Below are 19,027 nucleotides of genomic sequence, written 5' to 3'. Positions count from 1 at the left end.
TTTGTTCACCACGGATTTTCGACACGCGGCCAGATGGCACGGCTGAGCTTGCGGTAATTGGTCGTGCGCGGATTGCTCGGATAGGAGCTGGGCGCCGCGACATAGATAATCTCGGCAGCAATCGGCACGAAGCCTGCGTGGAAATGATTGGTGGATTTGACCACCAGTATATCCTTCTTCATCGGATCGATGCCGATATTGGAGAAGATATCCGGCTCGAATGTCTGCGTCCGGTTGGTGTTGAGAATGATATCGATCTCGGTGCCTTCAAGTCGCACAACCGCCGAGGCCCCCAGCGTCACGCGGCTTGGTCCAAAACTCTGCCAGCCTTCGGCAAGGGTTTTCATGACCGTCACGCGGGCATCGATGGGGTCACCGCCAAGCGGGCCGGACTTGCCGCCGAAACGCAGGTCGATCACCGCGCCTTCGCCTGCCGCATGGCAGAATGTCACTGCGATGGGGTCCCAGATCGTAGCAATGCCGATATTGTCGATACCGCGTTCGATCAGGCGGCGAAGGACATAGGTTCCGTCGCCTGCAACCCCGCCGCCGGGATTGTCCCATACATCTGCGATCACCGCAGGTTTGTCAGGATTGGCTGCATGGGCAGCCAGCGCCCGGTCGATGCCCTGATCGGTGTCGAACATGGTCATCAACGTCTGCTCGCGCATCGCAATCAGTTCACGCCCGAGTTTTTCGGCAAGTGCTTCACCCTTGGCCGGATCGTTGTCTGTGACGACGAGAATACGGGTTCCCATTTCCGGCACATCGGCAGCCATGAAGCCATGAATGACGGAGATCGACAGAATCCCGTCTTTGCCGTGCATCGCCTTGATGCGGTCGACGAAGGAGCGCATCGGCTCCTTGCTTGTGGGAAACACACTGATCAAATGGCAGTCGAAAGTGGATATGACCGGCTTGATGTGACCTTTCAAGGCGTCCAGCGCAAGATCGACCACATGCTCGCCGCGCTCATAAAAATCCGTGTGAGGAAATTCGAGGAACGACGCGAAAATATTGAGGTTTTCGACACGCTTCGGCGTCAGATGGCTATGCGGATCGAATTCGCTGGCAACCAGAATATCCGGCCCGACAATGGCGCGCACGCGTTCCAGAAGATCACCCTCGCAATCGTCGTAACCTTGAGCGATCATGGCGCCATGCAGGCCGAGAACGACCGCATCAACGGGCATTGCGGCTTTCAGCTGGTCAAGGATTTCATCGCGCAATTCCTCGAACGCCTGCCGCTGCAACAATCCGCCCGGTTCCGCCCAGGTGGCAGTGCCTTCGATGACGGTCAGCCCTTCCGCTGCCGCACGCTTGCGCAATGCGACAATGGGCGAAGAGCAAAGCGTCGGCGTTTCCGGATGCTTGCCCGGCGCGGCATAAAAAGCCATCTCGAACGAGGCCCTGTCGGTTGGAACCGGCGAGAACGTGTTGGTTTCTGTCGCAAGCGATGCGGTGAAAATGCGCATGGAAATACTCTGTGCGGGGAGGTGACGTGCTTATTTTTGTGGTGCGTAGGCGATGGCTTCGACTTCGATCTTGATGTCGATCATCAGGCGGGATTCAACCGTGGTGCGCGCGGGAGGCTCTTTTGGAAAATAGGTGCCGTAAACGGCATTCATCCGCCCGAAATCCCGAGCATCTTCCAGCCACATGGTGGTTTTGACCACGTCTTCCATTGTGGCGCCTGCAAGCGCAAGTGCGGCCTTGACGTTTTCGAGGACCTGTTTTGTCTGGGCTTCGATGCCGCCTTCAACAATCTGGCCGTTTGGTCCGACTGGCACCTGACCAGAAACATAGACTGTGTCGCCTGCGCGAACGGCGGGGGAAAGTGGCACTTGCGATGCGCCGAAGACCTGTTTTCTGGACATGATTTTCTCCGGTTATTTGACTGCTCCAAGGGCCAGTCCCTTGATGAGATAGCGCTGGAGCCAGATGAAAAGGATGGCGACCGGCAGTGTGGCAAGAAAGGTTGCCGCCATGACGTAATGCCATTCGACCGTGTAGCGCCCCGCGACGAGCGAGAAGACCTGAATGGGCAGGGTGTAGCTTTCCTGCCTGCGCAACATGGTCAATGCGACGACGAATTCGTTCCATGCATTGATGAAGGTGAAAATTGCCGTGACGGCAATGGCGGGCAGGCAGAGCGGCAGGAACACTTTTATCAGTGTCTTGCCGCGCCCGGCGCCTTCCATCCACGAGGCTTCTTCCAGATCGCGCGGTATGGTGTCGAAATAGCTTTGCAGCATCCACACGGTGAAGGCGATGTTGAAGGCCATGTAGACCGCGCCGACCGCGGAGACACTTTCAATCAATCCATAGGCGGCGAGCAGCCGGAAAAGCCCCAGCACCAGAACGATGGGCGAGATCATCTGCGAAATCAGCAGGAATTGCCGGAATGCACAGTGGCCTGCAAAGCGGAAGCGCGACATGGCATAGGCGGCAGGAATGGAAACAATGATGGCGCCGACGGAAGCAATAACCGAAACGTAAAGCGAGTTCAGCAGCGCTTGCCCGAATTTGGTCTGAACCCACATTTCCGAAAAATTCTGCCATCGGAAGCTGCTTGGCCACCATGTTGGAGACAGGACCTCCTGTGGAGGCTTGACGGCGGTGGAAAACATCACCGCGAAGGGAAACAGTGTCAGCACGATAAGCGGCGACAGAACGGCCCAGGCAATGATTGTGCGTTTCAGCTTCGAGCCGGTCATGCGCGTTCTCCCCGCATTGCGAGGCGGATATAGATCGCCGTGAAGACGAGGAGTATTGCCAGCATGATAAGCGATACGGCAGAGGCTTCTCCCAGCTTCCCGAGACGGAAAGCCAGCTTGTAGAGATGCGTTACCAGAATATCGGTGGAGTTTGCCGGTCCACCCTGCGTCATGACCCAGATGATCGGGAATGAATTGAAGACATAGATCGTATTGAGCACGATGGCGATGTTGACGAAGGGCTTAAGCAGCGGAAACGTGATTTCGCGAAACTGCTGCCACAGGCTGGCGCCTTCGAGAGACGACGCTTCATAAAGATCCTCCGGAATGGATGACAGTCCGCCGAGGAAGATCGTGGTCGTGAACGGCACGGTGACCAGAATGCCGACCAGTATCTGCATTGGAAAGGCGGTGGCCGCGCTCGCCAGCCATTGAATATTGCTGTCGATGATGCCGAGATTGCGCAGTGCCGAATTGAGCATTCCGCTTTCGCCATTGAGCGCCCAGCGCCAGACAATGGCTGTCATGGTGAGCGAAACTGCCCACGGCAGCATGACGATGACCCGCGCTACCGAACGGCCATAGAAATCCATGTTGAGGATGATGGCGACCGGAATGGAGACGATAAGTGCCCCGCCAACCACGGCGACGGTCCAGAGTGCGGTGCGCCAGAGTGCATTCAGAAAATCGGGCGTTGCGAAAAGTGCAGTGAAATTTGCGCCGTCGTTGAAATCGCGTAGCTGCCCGAAGCGGTTTACGTCATGGCTGGCAATTTCAACGAGATGCACCACGGGCCAGAAGATCACTACCGCAGCCAGAAGCAGGCTCGGCAGGATCAGGAGATAGGGCAGGGTGCGGCTTTGCATTGGCAATCAAAATCCCTGAAAAGAAAAAAGCCCGGCAGAGCGAGGGCACTGCCGGGCAGGCGGGGAGTGTTACTTCTTCAGGATTGCATCCGCCTTGGCGGCGGCGTCCTTCAGCACGGCATCAGGTTCGCCCTTGCCGAGATAGATGCTCTGCATGGCGTTGGACGTGATGTCGGCAATTTCTTCCCAGCCCGGAATGATCGGTGCAAAGCGGGCATCCGGCAGAAGCGCGGTGAAGGCGGCAAGATCGGCATTATTGACGTAATAATCCATCTTCGCTTCTTCCTTGTTGACCGGAAGGAAACCTTCGCCCTGCGTGAACTTGGCGCGCCATTCGGTCTGGAACAGGAAGTCGAGCACCTTCCAGGCTTCCTCCTTGTTCTTGGAATTTTGGAACATGATGACGGAATCGGTCACGCCATAGGTGCCACGCGCGCCTGTCGGTCCGGCTGGAATGGCTGCAACGCCATATTTGAGGTTTGGCGCTTCTTCCTTGATTTGGTTGGAAAGGAAAGGCGCGGTAATCATCATGCCGACCTTGCCCTGCTTGAAGAGGTTCTGAACGTCTTCACGGGCATAGGAGGTGACGCCGGGCTGGGTCAGGCCATCATCGATCAGCGACTTGTAAAGTTTCGCGGCTTCAAGCGCGCCGGGTGTGCTGAGGCCCGACGTACCGTCCTTGTTGAGAATTTCTGTCCCATAGGACCACATGCCGTAATAGTAATAAACGTCGGTCTCGATTTCCTTGCCCTGCAAGCCGAAACCGTGATTCTCTCCGCCGAGCGACTTGATCTTGGTGGCGGCGGCTTTCAATTCGTCCCAGGTTGCGGGCGGGTTTTCGACGCCTGCCTTGGCCAGCAGATCCTTGTTGTAATACATGGCGCGGGCTGAGGCTGCGATCGGCAGGCCGTAGGTCTTGCCTTCAAGAATGGATGGCGACAGGAAAGTTTCGATGAAACGGCCCTTGAACTCGTCGTTCATGTAACCGTCGAGCGGCTCGGCTATACCCTGTTGCACGAAATCGATCAACCAGCGTGTGCCGATGATCGAAAGGTCCGCATTGGTGCCTGCTGAAATGTCGGTGGTCAATTTCTGCAGAAGTACATCCCACGGAACGACTTCGAAATTGAGTGTAATACCGGGATTGGCGGCTTCAAATGCCTTTTTGACCTCTTCGAAATAAAGGCCGGTCTTGGAGCTGTACTCTGCCACGGTCATGCGCACTTCGCCAGCATTTGCGACCGACGACAGCGCCAGAATGCTCAATCCGGCCAGAAGGCCAGCCTTCCATTTATTGATAGACATCTTCCCGTTCCCTTGTTTTGCCCCGCATTGGTGCGATGACGATCTATTTTTGTTATTTTCTTACATTATCGGCTTAATATGCACTTTCAAGCAAAAAGTTTTGTTGCAAACTTACATTTTGACTTTTACGCTGGTGGGAATAAACAGGTGCAGAAAGCTGCCGCATAAAAGGGGAATAGCGTGGAGCAAGCAGGCGAATTTGCCGGAAAGTCGGTGCTGGTTACCGGAGCCGGTGGCGGTGTTGGAAGCGCGCTGGTCAAGCTGTTCTCTGAACGCGGTGCCCGCGTGATCGGTTGCGATACGACACTGGAGGCAATGACCGGCGATGATTTTCATGCGCGTCATGCCTTCGATCTGCTTGACCGCGACGGGCTGGAGCTGGCTGCAAAGCGGATAATAGCGGAATCGGGCTTGCCCGATATTGTCATCAACAATGCGGGCTGGACCCGTGCCGAGACTTTCGATGGGTTGGATCAGGGCAATATCGACGCTGAGATTGACCTCAACCTGACTGCGGTTGCCGGGTTTTCCAATGTCATGGCGCAGGCCATGGCAGCGCGCGGACACGGCGTTTTCGTCTTCATTTCCTCGGTCAACGGTCTCTTGCATTTCGGAAACCCGGCTTATGCAGCTGCCAAAGCCGGAATCAATGCCTTTGCGCGCGGTATTGCGGTTGAGTTCGGAAGGAAGGGCGTGCGTGCCAACGTCGTCTGTCCGGGGTCGATAAGAACACCCGCATGGGATCATCGTATCGCGCAGGATGCGAGCGTGTTGGACCGCTTGCAGCGCTTTTATCCGCTGGGGCGCATCGTTGATACCCGCGAGGTGGCAGAAACGGTGGCATTTCTGGCCTCTGACCGCGCATCGGGGATTACCGGCGCGGTCCTTCCGGTCGATGCCGGGCTGACTGCGGGCTGCCGCCCTTTCATCGAAGATATTCTCGGAGGGAACTGACCGATGAAAGAGGTTTCTCTGCGCGGCATCACCAAGACTTTCGGACAATTAACGGTCCTCGACCATGTCGACCTCGATATTCAAAGTGGAGAGTTTCTCGTACTGGTTGGCCCTTCCGGCTGCGGAAAATCCACGCTTTTACGAATGGTGGCCGGGCTTGAACCCATTTCCGGCGGGGACCTTCTGATTGGTGGGGAACGGGCTAACGAGTTGCCACCGCAAAAGCGCAATATTGCGATGGTGTTTCAATCCTATGCGCTGTTTCCGCATATGACGGCGCGTGAAAACATCGGATTTGGTCCGCGCATTCGCGGCGAGAAGGCACAAGAAACGGCCGCGAAGGTGGACAGGGCGGCGTCCATCCTCAATCTCCATTCCTATCTTGATCGCTACCCACGCCAGCTTTCAGGCGGGCAGCGCCAGCGCGTCGCCATGGGGCGCGCCATTGTTCGCGAACCGTCGGTATTTCTGTTTGATGAGCCGCTTTCCAATCTGGATGCGCAATTGCGCGTGCAGATGCGCACGGAAATCAAGGCGCTACATCAGCGGCTGAAGTCGACGGTGATCTATGTCACCCATGACCAGATTGAGGCCATGACCATGGCCGACCGGATCGTGGTTATGAATCAGGGCAGGATTCAACAGATCGGTGCGCCGCTGGATCTTTACGATCGTCCTGCCAACAAGTTTGTCGCGAGCTTTATCGGTTCGCCGTCGATGAGTTTCATTCCGGGAACCGTTTCAGGCGGAGTATTCCGTACCGGAGAGGGTGAGGAAATCGCTGTTGGCGGGGGATCATCCGAAGCCCGGCAGGTGGAGGCAGGCATCCGGCCAGAAAATTTCATGGTCGCGCCGGATGGCAAGGGGCTGAAACTCACCGTCGAGGTGATCGAGCCGACTGGTCCGGAAACGCATATTTATGGCCGGATCGCAGGACAGCCTATACGAGCTGTGTTTCGCGAGCGCATACATCTTGCGCCCGGCGAGCAAGTGCCTGTAACTGCGAAGAGCGAACACATACATCTTTTCGACAAGGATAGCGGTCTCCCGCTTTGAATTTCCGATGAGCAAGGTTGCCGACATCATCACACGGCTGCATGTCGTGGCGCAGGACGGATCGAAATCCGACCGGAGGCTGGCTGCGCTCGTGCTGGCCGATCCCGATTATGCTTCCAAGGCGGCAATCTCGGAAATTGCGGCCAGAGCAGGTGTCAGCGAACCCACGGTGACACGTTTTTGCCGAGCACTTGGCTGTGACGGGGTTCGCGACTTCAAGTTCTTTCTGGCGCAGGCCTTGGCCATCGGCGGGCAGTATCTGACGGCTGAAATCCCCGCGCGGGATGTGCGTGAAAGCCGCATAGCGACGGCTGTAACCGATGCGGCAGTTGCCGCCATCCAGCGCGCCAGCGACGGGCTCGACATGGGCGTGTTGATGAAAGTGGCCGAACGGCTTGCCGCTGGTGGCCCTGTGCTATGTCTTGGGTCTGGCGGCATCTCGTCCATGCTTGCAACAGAAATGCAGAACCGCTTGTTCCGACTGGGTATTCCTGTCAGTGCGCAAGTGGATGGACAATTGCAACGGATGTATGCCGCCGTCACCACGCATGAAACAACGGTAATCGCTTTCTCCGTCTCCGGCTTTGCGCGTTCGGTGGTGGAGGCCGTGCTGGTTGCGCGGCAATATGGAGCGCAGACGGTAGCGATCACGCCTGCCGGTTCCGATCTCGCCAAGGCGGGGGATGTGCTTATTCCGTATCAGGCCAATGAAGACGGCAATATCTACAAGCCGACATCGTCACGCTTCGCGCTGCTGGCCATTCTCGACATGATCGCCACGGCGACAGCAGAAGCGCGTGGCCCCAAGGTGCTGGAAAGCCTGCGCCGCATCAAGCATAGCCTCAATACGCTCACCATAGACGATCCGCGCTTGCCGCTGGGAGACTGATCCATGACCAGACCGAAAACCGTTCACGAGGTGGATACACCTGCGATCCTCATCGATATTGATCGCGTGAAGGCGAATATCGCCAAGGCGCAGGCCCATGCGGATGCGGTGGGGGTTAAACTACGCCCGCATATCAAGACGCATAAGCTGCCGCTCTTCGCCAAAATGCAGGTGGAAGCGGGCGCGACCGGGATCACCTGCCAGAAGCTAGGCGAGGCAGAAGTCATGGCCGATGCTGGGCTGACGAACATTTTCCTGCCCTACAATATTCTCGGACAGGAAAAGCTTGATCGCCTTCATACGCTGCATCAACGCATCACCCTGTCTGTAACGGTCGATAATCGAACCTCTCTTGCAGGGCTGGCGGCGCGTTTCACCGATGAAAAGCATCCGTTGAAAGTGCTTGTCGAATGCGACACGGGCATGGAGCGCTGTGGCGTGCAGACGCCAGCCGAAGCCCTGGAGCTGGCACGCATTATAGACCAGAGCGCAGGACTGCATTTTGGTGGTCTGATGACCTATCCCGCAGCGGGCAAGCCGGACGAGGCTGAACAATGGCTTTATTCGGCACGTGAGTTGCTGGAGGCGAATAGCCTTCCCTGCGAGACGATTTCAAGCGGCGGCACGCCCGATATGTGGCGCAAACCCAGCGACAGCGTCGTCACCGAATATCGCCCCGGCACCTATATCTATTTCGACCGTTATCAGGTCGAAAAGGGCGCGGCGACGGTGGATGACTGCGCCTTGACGGTGCTTTCAACGGTCGTCAGCCATCCAACATCAGAACGAGCGATCATTGATGCCGGGTCCAAGGCACTATCCAGCGATACGCTGGGACTGAGCGACTTTGGTGAAGTGATGGGCCGTCCCGATGCCCGTGTGATCGGCCTGAGTGAGGAGCACGGCAAGCTGGTTGGTGATGTCGCGGGCCTGAAGGTTGGTGAGCGGCTCCGGATTATTCCCGACCACGTCTGCGTCGTTTCCAATCTCTTTGATGAAGTTCATCTTGTTTCGGGCGAGGATGTCGTCGATATCCTGCCGGTCGCCGCACGTGGAAAATTAAGATAATCAGGAGGATAGCATGAAGGGTGCGGCCAATCCGTTCGCTGGCGACAAGGATCTCGAGCAGATTTGGGAGATGCTTGTACGGCGCGATATCGAGGCCTTCGTATCGCAGGACTGGTCATTGGTGGCCGATGATTTCGATGAGGTGCGCTTCCTTGGCATTCATGCGCACAATGATCGCGATCCTGACAATTGGGACGCAGGTTTTCCGACGCTCGCAAGTTATCGCGATGAATGGCTGCGACAGGCAGCGGAGAGTGCAGCGGTGGAATATGCCGAATCTCTGGCGGACGGTATCTTTCGTGCGACCAACCTGAGTGTGATCGATATTACCGGCGACGTCGCTCTCGCACGGAAAAAATTCGATGGAACAATCGCCAGAAAGGACGGAACAATCGATCGCCTCAACTGGCAGACGCTTTATTTTTGTCGTCGCGACGGGGAACGTTGGAAGATCACCGGCTTTGTCGGATATATGGCTTATCGCTGAAGAAACAGGCCTTTGAAACAGGATCTATTACGGCGCGGATTGCTCAATCCGCGCCGTCTTTATGTATAGACTAGATAATTCTCAGCGATAGTATAATCACACTATTTTTCTGTAATTATAGTCGTTTTTATCCCGAATTATACTAATTCGGACGATGTCGCAGCTGATAGCATATTTGTCGCACGGTGTTCCGGTAATTGACTGGATCGGGACTACTATTGTCTTCAGGCCGGTCGATTGCCTCCTGCTTTAGGCAGTGTCGAACAGCCCTCGAAATGCGTCGTGCAACCCTTCAAAAAAATCATTCAAGGGGACGGTTGCTGGACGGATCATTCAGATGAATTCACGGCTGTGGGTGGACATGTCGGGAAATGACCTATATAGAATCAAGCAATCTATCGATAATCATTCCATGCGGACCGTTTGCGGAACGCAGATCGCGTGTGGGCACTTTGCGCTGGAATGAAGTTCTATCAATGTTAAAAAGGAGATTAAGTCCGCCAGCACAGCGGGGTTAAACTTAATGCATGGTATTTTATACAAGGAAGAAAGTATGAAGTCGCCGGCTGAGACGAAAATAAGCTTGAAGAGCGTTTTTAAAGTCTTCGGCGATGACCCGGAGCGTGCAATGCAAGAATTGCGCGCAGGTAAATCAAAAACCCAGATTCACAGCGAACTTGGCGCAACAATCGGCGTCGATGATGCGACCTTCGACATCTATGAAGGCGAAGTATTCGTTATTATGGGCCTCTCCGGCTCGGGCAAATCCACGCTTCTGCGTCTGCTCAATCGCTTGATCGAACCGACTGCCGGTTCCATCGAAGTGGACGGCCGCGATATCGTCAAAATGACGAAGCGCGAGCTGATCGATCTTCGTCGTCGCGACATGAGCATGGTGTTCCAGTCTTTTGCGCTCCTGCCCAATCGTTCGGTTCTGAACAATGCGTCGTTCGGTCTCGAAGTGGCCGGAATGGGTGAGGCGGAACGTCACCAGAAGGCACTGAAAGCACTCGCTGCGGTTGGTCTTGAACCATATGCCCACAGTATGCCGGATCAGCTTTCCGGCGGTATGAAGCAGCGTGTCGGACTGGCGCGCGCGCTGGCAAGCGAGCCGACCATTCTTCTGATGGACGAGGCATTTTCTGCCCTTGATCCGCTGATCCGCACCGAAATGCAGGACGAACTCAAGCGGCTGCAGGCTGAACATAGCCGGACGATCATTTTCGTGAGCCATGATCTGGACGAAGCCATGCGTATTGGTGACCGTATCTGCATCATGCAGCACGGCAAGGTCGTCCAGGTGGGAACGCCGAACGAAATCGTGTCCGCACCGGCCAACGATTATGTTCGTTCCTTCTTCCGCAATGTCGATGTGTCCCGTGTATTCAAAGCTGCCGATGTGGCTCGCGACGACGAACTGATCGTGTTTGAACCCGAACAGCTGGCGACGGCGCTCGAGCGTTTCGACGCGAGCGGCAAGACATTCGGCGTGTTGATCGATGCCGACCGCACATATCGCGGCATGGTCAGTCGTGATGCGCTGGCAAAGGGTGCTGTCGCGCAGGATGGCGAGAGACTGGATAGCGTCTCTGCTATCGAAGCCGAAGCGCCGCTTGCCGGATTGCTGACACAGGTGGCGGAAAGCCCTTGGCCGGTCCCGGTCACTGACCGCCAGAACCGTTATGTCGGTGCTATCAGCAAATCGGCCTTGCTTGAAACGCTTGGTCGCGCGGGCTGAGACCTGCGCGCCAACGGCCTTTTGCCTGATGAAGGCAGAATTGGTCCAATCCAGAAGAAATACGGAAATGGACGGTAAAACATGGATTTGAATTTCAGTGTCGGCGGATGGGCGGATGTTGTGGTCAACTACATTCTCGACCACTTTACGCCTGCGCTCGATATGATCGCAGCCGCCATCGGTTTTGTGACTGACGGTATTCAAAACGCTCTTCTCGCAGTCCCGCCGATAGGTGGGGTTGCAATTCTTACACTGCTCGCGCTGTGGCGTGTGGGGTGGAAGTTCGCGATATTCACGGCTCTCGCATTGGGTCTTATCATCCACATGGAATTGTGGACGGGCACTATGGAAAGCCTCTCTCTGGTGCTGGCATCGACGGTTATTGCTGTCGTGATCGGCATCCCGCTTGGCATCGCCATGGCGCGCAGCGATACAGTCGCCTCGATTGTGCGCCCGGTGCTCGACCTCATGCAGACGATGCCCGCTTTCGTCTATCTCATTCCGGCAGCAATGTTTTTTGGCCTCGGTGCCGTGCCCGGAACAATTGCGACGGTGATTTTCGCCATGCCGCCGGTTGTGCGTCTGACCAATCTTGGTATCCGGCAGGTACATGCCGAATTCGTTGAAGCCGGGCTGGCCTTCGGCTGCACATCACGGCAGCTTCTGTTCAAGGTGCAGCTTCCAAATGCCATGCCCTCGATCATGGCCGGCATCAACCAGACGATCATGCTGTCGCTTTCAATGGTGGTCATCGCGTCGATGATCGGTGCGGGCGGCCTCGGCAATACAGTGTTGACCGGTATCCAGCGCCTCAATGTGGGCCTCGGCTTTGAAGGTGGCCTTGCAGTGGTCATTCTGGCGGTCATTCTCGACCGCATTACCCAGAGCTTCGGCAGGGGCGGAGCCGGATTTTTCAAAAGGCTCGCATCTTTAAGAAAGGCGGCGGACACTCAGTCCGCCTCGTCCTTTCGCAAGCAGGAAGCATGAAGAAAGCCAAAATAACCAAGAATAACCCAATAATAACAATGGGAACTGATACCAATCGAAAAGGAGAAGCTATGTTAGGCAAACTAACCAAATTCGGTCTGGCGGCAGTTGTGGCGGGAACGATGACCATGGGCGCAGCTTTTGCGCAGGACGGCAAGTCGGTGAAGATCGGCTGGGCACCTTGGTCGGATGCTGAGTTCGTCACCAAACTTGCCAAGAAACTGATCGAAGACAATCTCGGCCAGAAGGTTGAGCTGGTTCAGACGGACGTGGCCCCACTTTATCAGGGCGTGAGCCGTGGCGATATCGATGCCATGATGATGGCATGGCTGCCGGAAACGCACGCCGATTACTATGCACGCGTGAAGGACAAGGTCGAAGACCTAGGCCCGCTCTATGAAGGTGCAAAGCTCGGTTGGATTGTTCCGGCTTACATCCCGGAAAGTGAGATCAGCTCCATTGAAGACCTGAAGAAGCCGGAAGTTCGCGAGAAGCTGAAGGGCGAAATTCAGGGCATCGATCCGGGAGCAGGCCTCACTCGTCTATCGCAGGAAGCGATCAAGAAATACGGGCTGGACTACAAGCTCAATATTTCGAGTGAAGCAGCCATGCTGACGACAGTTGACCGCGCCACACGTTCCGACGGCTGGTTCGTGGCAACTTCATGGAGCCCGCACTGGATGTTCGGCAAGTACAAGCTGCGTTACATTGCCGATCCTGAAGGCGCACTGGGCGGTGCCGAACATATCGACGCCATTGCACGTAAGGGCTTCAAGGAAGACAATCCGAAAGTTGCTTCATTGCTGACCAAGATGAGCATTCCGATCAGCGAGCTCGAAGCTGCGATGTTCGATGCGCAGGAAACATCCTATGAGAAGGCCGTCGATAAATATATCGCGGACCATCCGGACCGTATCAAGGAATGGCTGGCTGAGTAATCAGCTCCGTAAGAAAGCCCCGGGAAACCGGGGCTTTTTCATATCTTATCCTCTTCGAGCGATCAAAATGCCCGATATCACGATGATGCCGCCGAGAGCCTGCAATATGCCAATGGGTTCTGACAGGATGGTCCAGGCAAGAAACGCTGCGACAACCGGTTGCAGAAGCAGGGTGAGTGACGAGAAAGATGCCGGAAGATAGGCGAGGGCATAAGCAATCATGCTCTGGCCTGCGGCATGAGTTACCCATGCGAGGCCTGCAAGAATAAGCCATCCATAGAGCGTGGCAGGCAGTATCTGACCCTCCATGAAATAGGAAACTGGCAGCGAAAAGACGGCTGCAATCGCGCTGCTCCACAGCATGATGCGCATGGTGGAAAAGCGGCTGCGCAAGCGGCCAACCGAAAGAATGTAACCGGCATAGAAAACTGCGGCGAGAAGCGCCATCGCATCGCCGGATGATTGGGACTGGAGAAGCTCGCCCGGTCCACCCTTTAGCACGACGACGCCAATGACCGCGACGGCAAGGCCGATCATGAAAGACGTGCTCACGCGCGATTTGAAAAGCAACCAAGCGCCCAATGTCACGAAAATCGGCGCCATATTGGCAAGCAGCGTGGCATTTGCAACGGATGTCATGTGCAGCGACAGGTGCCACGCGCCGAGGTCGAAAGCGATAAACAGGCCTGGCAGGGCGAGGCGCAAACAGTCGGACAGCGTGAGCGGGGTAGTATCCTTTTTGTCGCGCCGTTCGCGACCATCCATGAGCAGAAGCGGTAAAACTGCGAGTGCAAGACGCCAGAAGCCTGTTGCGAGCGGACCCACCTCGGAAAGTCGGACAAAGATCGGCGAGCTGCCAATAGCAATTCCGCCAACGATCAGAGCGGTCATCGCCAGACGTTGCGCATTGGTAGGAGCGGGGCTTGCGGCGGTGGTATGCGACATTCTAAAACTCAAGGTTGTGCCGAAATCGTTCTGTTGCCCGCGCAATGCACGCAGCTAAAGAGCGACTGCCGGCTTTGGACTGAACTGGTCGTGGAGAAAGTCGAGCACATTTCTTTCACCATCCACGTTCTGAATATTGTCCTTCATGTCGCAAAAGAATGGGAACGAAGAAAATTTTGCCCGCGACATTGCTATGACGCGGGCTTGCTTATTCCTCTTTGGGAGAGGCGTCCAGCATTGGATTATCGCAGAAACCGGAAATTTCATCACGTTTCTGTTCAACAGATCGCAAATTCCATGAAAAAGCGCCCTCAAAGGGCGCTTTTTCAATTATCAACGAGAATAGGGCGAATAGCACTGTCTGCGCGGCCCATTATAGGGCTGGAATGTATTGTCCGAGGAGCGATAGGATTTGTAGCGGTTATAGCACCACTGAACATGCGCGTTGGACATCCTCGGTGCACGATAAACGGGGCGAGGCTGACTTACGGCACCGCCAATGATGGCACCTGCGCCGAAAGCTGCCAGCGGATACCACCACCCGTCATTATAGCGACGATAGCCATGACGATAATGCCGATAGCCTCGATGACCGTTCCAATATCCCGGCCGGTGAGGCCTATGGCCATTATAGTGACGTGGCGAGCGGCGATGATCGCGCACCTGTTCCACATTATGATTGATGACCGGACGTTCCAGATTCAAAGGCGCTGCCATTATCGGCGCGATGGACGTTGCTCCGAAGATCACGGCCAACGCACCGACACAGGTCTGTTTGAAAATATTCACGTGCAACCCTCCGTCTTAGGTGATTAAGGTAAACGCTTGAAATATCGAATTGTTCCCGCTTTTCTACAGGCGGAAAGCCGGGTTTTCGCTGTTTTGGGCAGGACTGAATGTTGCGCAAAATGAAAGGGAGCAGGCTCCTCCCCAAGAACCTGCTCCCCCAATGCATCGCCCCCCGCCATAGGTGGTGCGATGCTTACTTTTATGGCCCTTGCCGAGCCTGATTTCAGCGTGTCAGACCTTACCTTCGAGTGCAGCATTTAGCAACTTCAACGCGCGTTCTTTTGTCAATTCAATCGGGTTGCCGCCAGCGGTTGGATCGACGATAGCCATCTCGGCAATCAGGTCTTTCCGGGCGTCATCCATTGTGAGGCCTTTGATGAATTCGGGCAGCGTATTGGGGACGCTCAAATCGCTCCGCAGTTTCATGACTGCTGCCAGAAATCCGTCGAATCCGCCCTTGATGCCGAGATAATCGGCAAGCCGTTCTATACGCTTTTCGATCGCAGATCGGTTCTGAAGCAGGACACAGGGCATGAAAACCGCATTCGTCATGCCATGATGGGTATCATAAAGGGCACCGATGGGATGCGACAGCGAATGGATTGCGCCAAGCCCTTTCTGGAAGGCCGTTGCACCCATTGCGGCCGCTGCCATCATGTTCGCACGCGCTTCAATATTCTTGCCGTCGGCATAGGCGGTGGGAAGGTTTTCAAGAACCAGACGGATACCCTCCACTGCGATGCCATCGGCCATCGGATGAAATCCCGGAGCGCAATAGGCTTCAAGGCAGTGTGCCAGTGCGTCCATGCCAGTGCCCGCAGTGATGAAAGGTGGCATTCCGGTGGAAAGCTCAGGATCGGCAATGACTGTGACCGGCAGCATCTTGGGGTGGAAGATGACCTTCTTGGTATGGGTCGCTTCGTTGGTCAAGACACCTGCACGGCCAACTTCCGATCCGGTGCCGGCGGTCGTGGGGACGGCAATGATCGGGGCAATTGCTTTGCTGTCAGCGCGCGTCCACCAGTCACCAATGTCTTCGAAATCCCAGACCGGTCGTGTCTGCCCTGCCTGAAAGGCAATCAGCTTGCCGAGGTCGAGCGCTGAACCACCACCAAAAGCGATGACACCATCATGCTTGCCGCTTTTGAAGACCTCAACGCCCGCATAGAGATTGCTTTCGACCGGATTAGGTTTGACGTCGGAGAAAACCCCGTATTTCACACCGGCTTCATCCAGAATAGCGAGCGTGGAGGCCACCACTGGAAGTTTTGCCAGACCGGGGTCAGTCACAAAGAGCGGATTCTGAATGCCAGCGGCCTTGAGGACGGCAGGCAATTCCTTGATGCGGCCTGGGCCAAAAAGCACGGTGGTGGGGAAATTCCATTTGGCAGTCAAAGTGGTCATGTCGATTGCTTTCCAGAAATTCAATTCAGATCAGATTTTCTCACGCAGGTGGAAGGATTTCGGTCGCGTGAGATTGCCGTAGCCGATGGGTGACAGGGCAGCACCCTTGCCAGTGTCTTTGATCCCGGTCCAGACAAGTGCGGGGTCGAGATAATCGCAGCGGTTCATGAAAACCGTGCCCGTTTCGATGCGGTCACCGAGAGCGGCAGCGTGGTCCGTATCTGCTGTCCAGAGCGAAGCTGTGAGGCCGTAGATGCTGTCATTCATGAGCGCGAGAGCTTCCTCGTCATTGTGTACTTTCATGATGCCGACGATGGGGCCGAAGCTTTCTTCACGCATGACGCTCATCTGATGGTCGACATTGGTGAGCACTTCCGGCGCGACATAGGGAGAGCCCGCGCGATCATTCTCGACGCTCATATTGACGTGGGCCTTCGCACCCTTGCGTAACGCTTCCGCCTTCTGCTCGCGGATGAGATCGGCAAAGCGCGCCTGCGCCATTGGTCCAAGCGTCGTTGAGTTATCCAGCGGATTGCCGACGACATATTGCTTCGTCAGGTCGATGAAACCATCGACGAAGCGGTCATAGACGGCTTCATGAACATAGATGCGCTCGATCCCGCAGCAGCACTGGCCGGAATTGAAAAAAGCACCATCGACCAGATTGGCGACGGCATGGTCCAGATTGACATCAGGAAGCACATAGGCCGGGTCCTTGCCGCCAAGCTCCAGCCCGAGTGTCATGAAGGTGCCTGCAGCAGCCTTTTCGATGGCGCGCCCCCCGCCAACCGAGCCGGTGAAATTCACGTGGTCAATTGTGCCGGATGCAAGCAACTTCTCCGTCGATGCGTGATCGAGAACGATATTCTGGAATACGCCCTTGGGCAGCCCGGCCTTCTCAAACGCTTTTGCAAAGCGTTCACCAGCCAGAAGCGTCTGCGTTGCATGTTTGAGGATCACGGTATTCCCGGCCATAAGTGCGGGAATGATTGTGTTGACGGCGGTGAGATAGGGATAGTTCCACGGTGCAATCACCAGAACCACGCCGAGCGGCACGTGCTTCACATACCGACGGAAACCATCCCTCTGTGTGGGCACATAAGGTTTCAGCGCCTCTTCGGCGATATCGATCATATATTGGCCGCGTTCCTGCACGCCGCCATTCTCCCCGCCGTAACGGGTCGGGCGCCCCATCTGCCATGCGATTTCAGGGATAATCTCTTCCTGCATCCCGGCAAGCGCATCCAGTGCGGCCCGGCAATAGCGCGCGCGCTCAGCAATACTCAACTGAGCCCAGCCTGTTTGCGCAGCGCGCGCAGCCGCCACCGTCGAGGCGATTGCAGCCTCATTTAAAAAAGGACGCTCGGCATAAACCGAGCCGTCTATCGGAGAGATGATCTTGGCCGTGCCGCTCATCTGCAATTTCCTCTGAAGTCTGGCATTGCGTTATTCATTTCGGGATCGGTCACGCGGGTCAATAGCGCTCGAAACCGCGATGTAGTTCCCAGTCGGTCACGCGCCGGTCGTACTCGATCTGCTCCCAATGGGCGGTGTGGACATAGTGGTTGACCACAGCCTCCCCAAAAGCTTCCTTGAGAAACGACGAGTTCTTGAGCGCCTGTGCGGCCTCCCGGAGCGTATAAGGAATTTCCTTGAGTTTGACCGCACTATAGGCATCGCCGACAAAGGGCTCATCAAGTTCCAGTTGTTCATCTATGCCTTGCAAGCCCGATGCGATAAGCGCTGCAAAGGCCAGATATGGATTGAGATCAGCACCACCGATGCGGCATTCGATGCGGATGCCTTTCGTGCCTTCGCCGCAAAGGCGGAAACCTGCAGTGCGGTTATCCTGGCTCCACATGATTTTCGTCGGCGCAAAAGTACCTGCCTGAAAGCGCTTGTAGGAATTGATGTATGGCGCCAGGAAATAGGTGTAGTCGGTGGCGTATTTGAGCTGTCCGGCCACCCAGGAACGCATGAGCGGCGTCATAGTGTATGGGGCTTTCGGATCAAAGAAGAGCGGTTCCTTGCCATCGGCGCTCCAGATAGAATTATGCACGTGGCTGGAGCTTCCAGCCTTGCCGTAATCATACTTGGCCATGAAGGTGATGCATTTGCCGTGGGCCTCGGCGATTTCCTTCATCGCATTCTTCATGATGACATGGCGGTCTGCCATTTCGAGCGCTTCGGCATAGCGCACATTCAGTTCTTCCTGTCCCGGCCCCCATTCGCCCTTGGAGTTTTCGACCGGAATTCCCGCTGCCGCGAGCTGGTTGCGCATTGCGCGTAGAACCGGTTCCTCCTTGGTGGTCAGGTGGATGACATAATCCTGCACGTAAGGAGATGCCGTTTCCATATCCTGCCAGTGCTTTGCGCGGGCTGTCTTGTAGGTCTCGTCGAAAAGATAGAACTCAAGCTCGGAAGCGAAATAGGCGCGATAGCCGCGCTCGTGCAGGCGCGCGAGTTGCTTCTTGAGGATAGCACGCGGGGAATGCGCCAGATCCTGATGGTCGTGGTGATCGAGCACGTCGCAAAGCACGATGGCGGTCTTTTCCAGCCATGTGGCGACGCGCAAGGTCGAAAGATCCGGCTTGATGACAAAATCACCATAACCCTTGTCCCATCCTGCGGCCTCATAGCCGGGCACCGGCTCCATATCGATATCGTCGGCAAGAAGATAGTTGCATCCATGGGTCTCGTCGTAACCAGACTCCACGAAAAACTGTCCGTAGAAGCGTTTGCCGATCAAGCGTCCCTGCATGTCCACAAAACATGCGAGAACTGTATCGATTTCATCATTCGCAACGGCTTTTTTCAATGCATCGAAAGTCAACTGTTCGGCCATTTATGCTCGCTCCAGAACGGAAAAAAGTGATGGACGCGG

17 protein-coding genes and 2 pseudogenes are annotated in these 19,027 nt (G+C 55.8%); 9 read left to right on the top strand and 10 right to left on the bottom strand.

Annotated elements, in window-relative coordinates:
- Positions 1 to 5: 5 nt before the first annotated feature.
- From AAE521_RS02115 to AAE521_RS02105, 3 genes are read right to left on the bottom strand one after another with little or no spacing between them, the layout of a single operon-like run.
- Positions 6 to 1,475 (bottom strand): M81 family metallopeptidase, encoded by a 1,470-nt coding sequence (locus tag AAE521_RS02115; protein ID WP_342060374.1) that lies wholly within the window; start codon positions 1,473 to 1,475, stop codon positions 6 to 8.
- 30 nt (positions 1,476 to 1,505) lie between these two features.
- Positions 1,506 to 1,877, bottom strand: coding sequence for a RidA family protein (locus AAE521_RS02110; RefSeq protein WP_342060373.1), 372 nt, complete (start codon positions 1,875 to 1,877; stop codon positions 1,506 to 1,508).
- A gap of 12 nt (positions 1,878 to 1,889) precedes the next feature.
- On the bottom strand, positions 1,890 to 2,717 hold the full coding sequence (locus AAE521_RS02105; RefSeq protein WP_342060372.1) for a carbohydrate ABC transporter permease: 828 nt from the start codon (positions 2,715 to 2,717) through the stop codon (positions 1,890 to 1,892).
- Between AAE521_RS02105 and AAE521_RS26815 the strand changes: the two are divergent.
- Positions 2,690 to 2,812 (top strand): annotated as a pseudogene (locus tag AAE521_RS26815) (hypothetical protein); the annotation flags it as partial. The gene AAE521_RS02105 and the pseudogene AAE521_RS26815 sit on opposite strands and share 28 nt — an antisense overlap.
- Here the strand turns inward: AAE521_RS26815 and AAE521_RS02100 are convergent.
- Together AAE521_RS02100 and AAE521_RS02095 are read right to left on the bottom strand one after the other, a co-directional pair.
- Positions 2,759 to 3,583, bottom strand: a pseudogene (locus AAE521_RS02100) (carbohydrate ABC transporter permease); the annotation flags it as partial. The pseudogenes AAE521_RS26815 and AAE521_RS02100 sit on opposite strands and share 54 nt — an antisense overlap.
- 69 nt (positions 3,584 to 3,652) lie before the next feature.
- Positions 3,653 to 4,888, bottom strand: a complete 1,236-nt coding sequence (locus tag AAE521_RS02095) for an ABC transporter substrate-binding protein (RefSeq protein WP_342060371.1) — start codon at positions 4,886 to 4,888, stop codon at positions 3,653 to 3,655.
- Between the two features lie 180 nt (positions 4,889 to 5,068).
- Here AAE521_RS02095 and AAE521_RS02090 point away from each other — a divergent pair, with 180 nt between their 5' ends.
- The 8 genes from AAE521_RS02090 (at position 5,069) to AAE521_RS02055 (ending at position 13,005) form a co-directional block, all read left to right on the top strand.
- Positions 5,069 to 5,842, top strand: coding sequence for an SDR family oxidoreductase (locus AAE521_RS02090; protein WP_342060370.1), 774 nt, complete (start codon positions 5,069 to 5,071; stop codon positions 5,840 to 5,842).
- 3 nt (positions 5,843 to 5,845) lie between these two features.
- Positions 5,846 to 6,898 (top strand): ABC transporter ATP-binding protein, encoded by a 1,053-nt coding sequence (locus tag AAE521_RS02085; protein WP_342060369.1) that lies wholly within the window; start codon positions 5,846 to 5,848, stop codon positions 6,896 to 6,898.
- A 7-nt stretch (positions 6,899 to 6,905) separates the two neighbouring features.
- Entirely contained in the window at positions 6,906 to 7,787 is an 882-nt protein-coding gene (locus AAE521_RS02080; RefSeq protein WP_342060368.1) for a MurR/RpiR family transcriptional regulator, read from the top strand.
- A 3-nt stretch (positions 7,788 to 7,790) separates the two neighbouring features.
- Complete coding sequence (locus AAE521_RS02075) at positions 7,791 to 8,855, top strand: D-TA family PLP-dependent enzyme (RefSeq protein ID WP_342060367.1); 1,065 nt, start codon at positions 7,791 to 7,793, stop codon at positions 8,853 to 8,855.
- 13 nt (positions 8,856 to 8,868) lie between these two features.
- Positions 8,869 to 9,342 (top strand): hypothetical protein, encoded by a 474-nt coding sequence (locus tag AAE521_RS02070; protein WP_342060366.1) that lies wholly within the window; start codon positions 8,869 to 8,871, stop codon positions 9,340 to 9,342.
- A gap of 553 nt (positions 9,343 to 9,895) precedes the next feature.
- The gene (gene proV / locus AAE521_RS02065; protein ID WP_010659074.1) at positions 9,896 to 11,080 is read left to right on the top strand and encodes a glycine betaine/L-proline ABC transporter ATP-binding protein ProV; all 1,185 of its coding nucleotides are present in this window, start codon (positions 9,896 to 9,898) and stop codon (positions 11,078 to 11,080) included.
- Between the two features lie 81 nt (positions 11,081 to 11,161).
- Positions 11,162 to 12,067, top strand: coding sequence for an ABC transporter permease (locus AAE521_RS02060; RefSeq protein WP_342060365.1), 906 nt, complete (start codon positions 11,162 to 11,164; stop codon positions 12,065 to 12,067).
- Between the two features lie 71 nt (positions 12,068 to 12,138).
- A complete protein-coding gene (locus tag AAE521_RS02055) occupies positions 12,139 to 13,005 on the top strand; it encodes a glycine betaine ABC transporter substrate-binding protein (RefSeq protein WP_151650989.1) in 867 nt (288 codons plus the stop codon).
- 45 nt (positions 13,006 to 13,050) lie between these two features.
- On the opposite strand, the gene AAE521_RS02050 is transcribed toward AAE521_RS02055, so the two are convergent.
- The 5 genes from AAE521_RS02050 to AAE521_RS02030 all read right to left on the bottom strand — a co-directional run bounded on the left by AAE521_RS02050 (position 13,051) and on the right by AAE521_RS02030 (position 18,988).
- Complete coding sequence (locus AAE521_RS02050; protein WP_342060364.1) at positions 13,051 to 13,950, bottom strand: DMT family transporter; 900 nt, start codon at positions 13,948 to 13,950, stop codon at positions 13,051 to 13,053.
- Positions 13,951 to 14,283: 333 nt separating this feature from the next.
- On the bottom strand, positions 14,284 to 14,739 hold the full coding sequence (locus tag AAE521_RS02045) for a BA14K family protein (RefSeq protein WP_342060363.1): 456 nt from the start codon (positions 14,737 to 14,739) through the stop codon (positions 14,284 to 14,286).
- A 231-nt stretch (positions 14,740 to 14,970) separates the two neighbouring features.
- Positions 14,971 to 16,143: an iron-containing alcohol dehydrogenase gene (locus AAE521_RS02040; protein ID WP_342060362.1), complete on the bottom strand. Its 1,173-nt coding sequence runs from the start codon at positions 16,141 to 16,143 to the stop codon at positions 14,971 to 14,973.
- Positions 16,144 to 16,173: 30 nt separating this feature from the next.
- Positions 16,174 to 17,559, bottom strand: coding sequence for an aldehyde dehydrogenase family protein (locus tag AAE521_RS02035; RefSeq protein ID WP_342060361.1), 1,386 nt, complete (start codon positions 17,557 to 17,559; stop codon positions 16,174 to 16,176).
- Between the two features lie 58 nt (positions 17,560 to 17,617).
- The gene (locus tag AAE521_RS02030; RefSeq protein WP_071631334.1) at positions 17,618 to 18,988 is read right to left on the bottom strand and encodes a glutamine synthetase family protein; all 1,371 of its coding nucleotides are present in this window, start codon (positions 18,986 to 18,988) and stop codon (positions 17,618 to 17,620) included.
- Between the last annotated feature and the right edge of the window lie 39 nt (positions 18,989 to 19,027).

The sequence above is a fragment of the Brucella cytisi genome, assembly GCF_038433355.1.
Classification (GTDB): Bacteria; Pseudomonadota; Alphaproteobacteria; order Rhizobiales; family Rhizobiaceae; genus Brucella; species Brucella cytisi.
This window is presented reverse-complemented; position numbering and strand designations above follow the sequence as displayed.

Bases quoted from the DNA above. Each gene is read 5' to 3' on its own strand.
- AAE521_RS02060 (WP_342060365.1), top strand. From the start codon at position 11,162: ATGGATTTGAATTTCAGTGTCGGCGGATGGGCGGATGTTGTGGTCAAC.
- AAE521_RS02095 (WP_342060371.1), bottom strand. From the start codon at position 4,888: ATGTCTATCAATAAATGGAAGGCTGGCCTTCTGGCCGGATTGAGCATT.
- AAE521_RS02085 (WP_342060369.1), top strand. From the start codon at position 5,846: ATGAAAGAGGTTTCTCTGCGCGGCATCACCAAGACTTTCGGACAATTA.
- AAE521_RS02115 (WP_342060374.1), bottom strand. From the start codon at position 1,475: ATGCGCATTTTCACCGCATCGCTTGCGACAGAAACCAACACGTTCTCG.
- AAE521_RS02080 (WP_342060368.1), top strand. From the start codon at position 6,906: ATGAGCAAGGTTGCCGACATCATCACACGGCTGCATGTCGTGGCGCAG.
- AAE521_RS02040 (WP_342060362.1), bottom strand. From the start codon at position 16,143: ATGACCACTTTGACTGCCAAATGGAATTTCCCCACCACCGTGCTTTTT.
- AAE521_RS02070 (WP_342060366.1), top strand. From the start codon at position 8,869: ATGAAGGGTGCGGCCAATCCGTTCGCTGGCGACAAGGATCTCGAGCAG.
- AAE521_RS02075 (WP_342060367.1), top strand. From the start codon at position 7,791: ATGACCAGACCGAAAACCGTTCACGAGGTGGATACACCTGCGATCCTC.
- AAE521_RS02035 (WP_342060361.1), bottom strand. From the start codon at position 17,559: ATGAGCGGCACGGCCAAGATCATCTCTCCGATAGACGGCTCGGTTTAT.
- AAE521_RS02055 (WP_151650989.1), top strand. From the start codon at position 12,139: ATGTTAGGCAAACTAACCAAATTCGGTCTGGCGGCAGTTGTGGCGGGA.
- proV (WP_010659074.1), top strand. From the start codon at position 9,896: ATGAAGTCGCCGGCTGAGACGAAAATAAGCTTGAAGAGCGTTTTTAAA.
- AAE521_RS02105 (WP_342060372.1), bottom strand. From the start codon at position 2,717: ATGACCGGCTCGAAGCTGAAACGCACAATCATTGCCTGGGCCGTTCTG.
- AAE521_RS02110 (WP_342060373.1), bottom strand. From the start codon at position 1,877: ATGTCCAGAAAACAGGTCTTCGGCGCATCGCAAGTGCCACTTTCCCCC.
- AAE521_RS02030 (WP_071631334.1), bottom strand. From the start codon at position 18,988: ATGGCCGAACAGTTGACTTTCGATGCATTGAAAAAAGCCGTTGCGAAT.
- AAE521_RS02050 (WP_342060364.1), bottom strand. From the start codon at position 13,950: ATGTCGCATACCACCGCCGCAAGCCCCGCTCCTACCAATGCGCAACGT.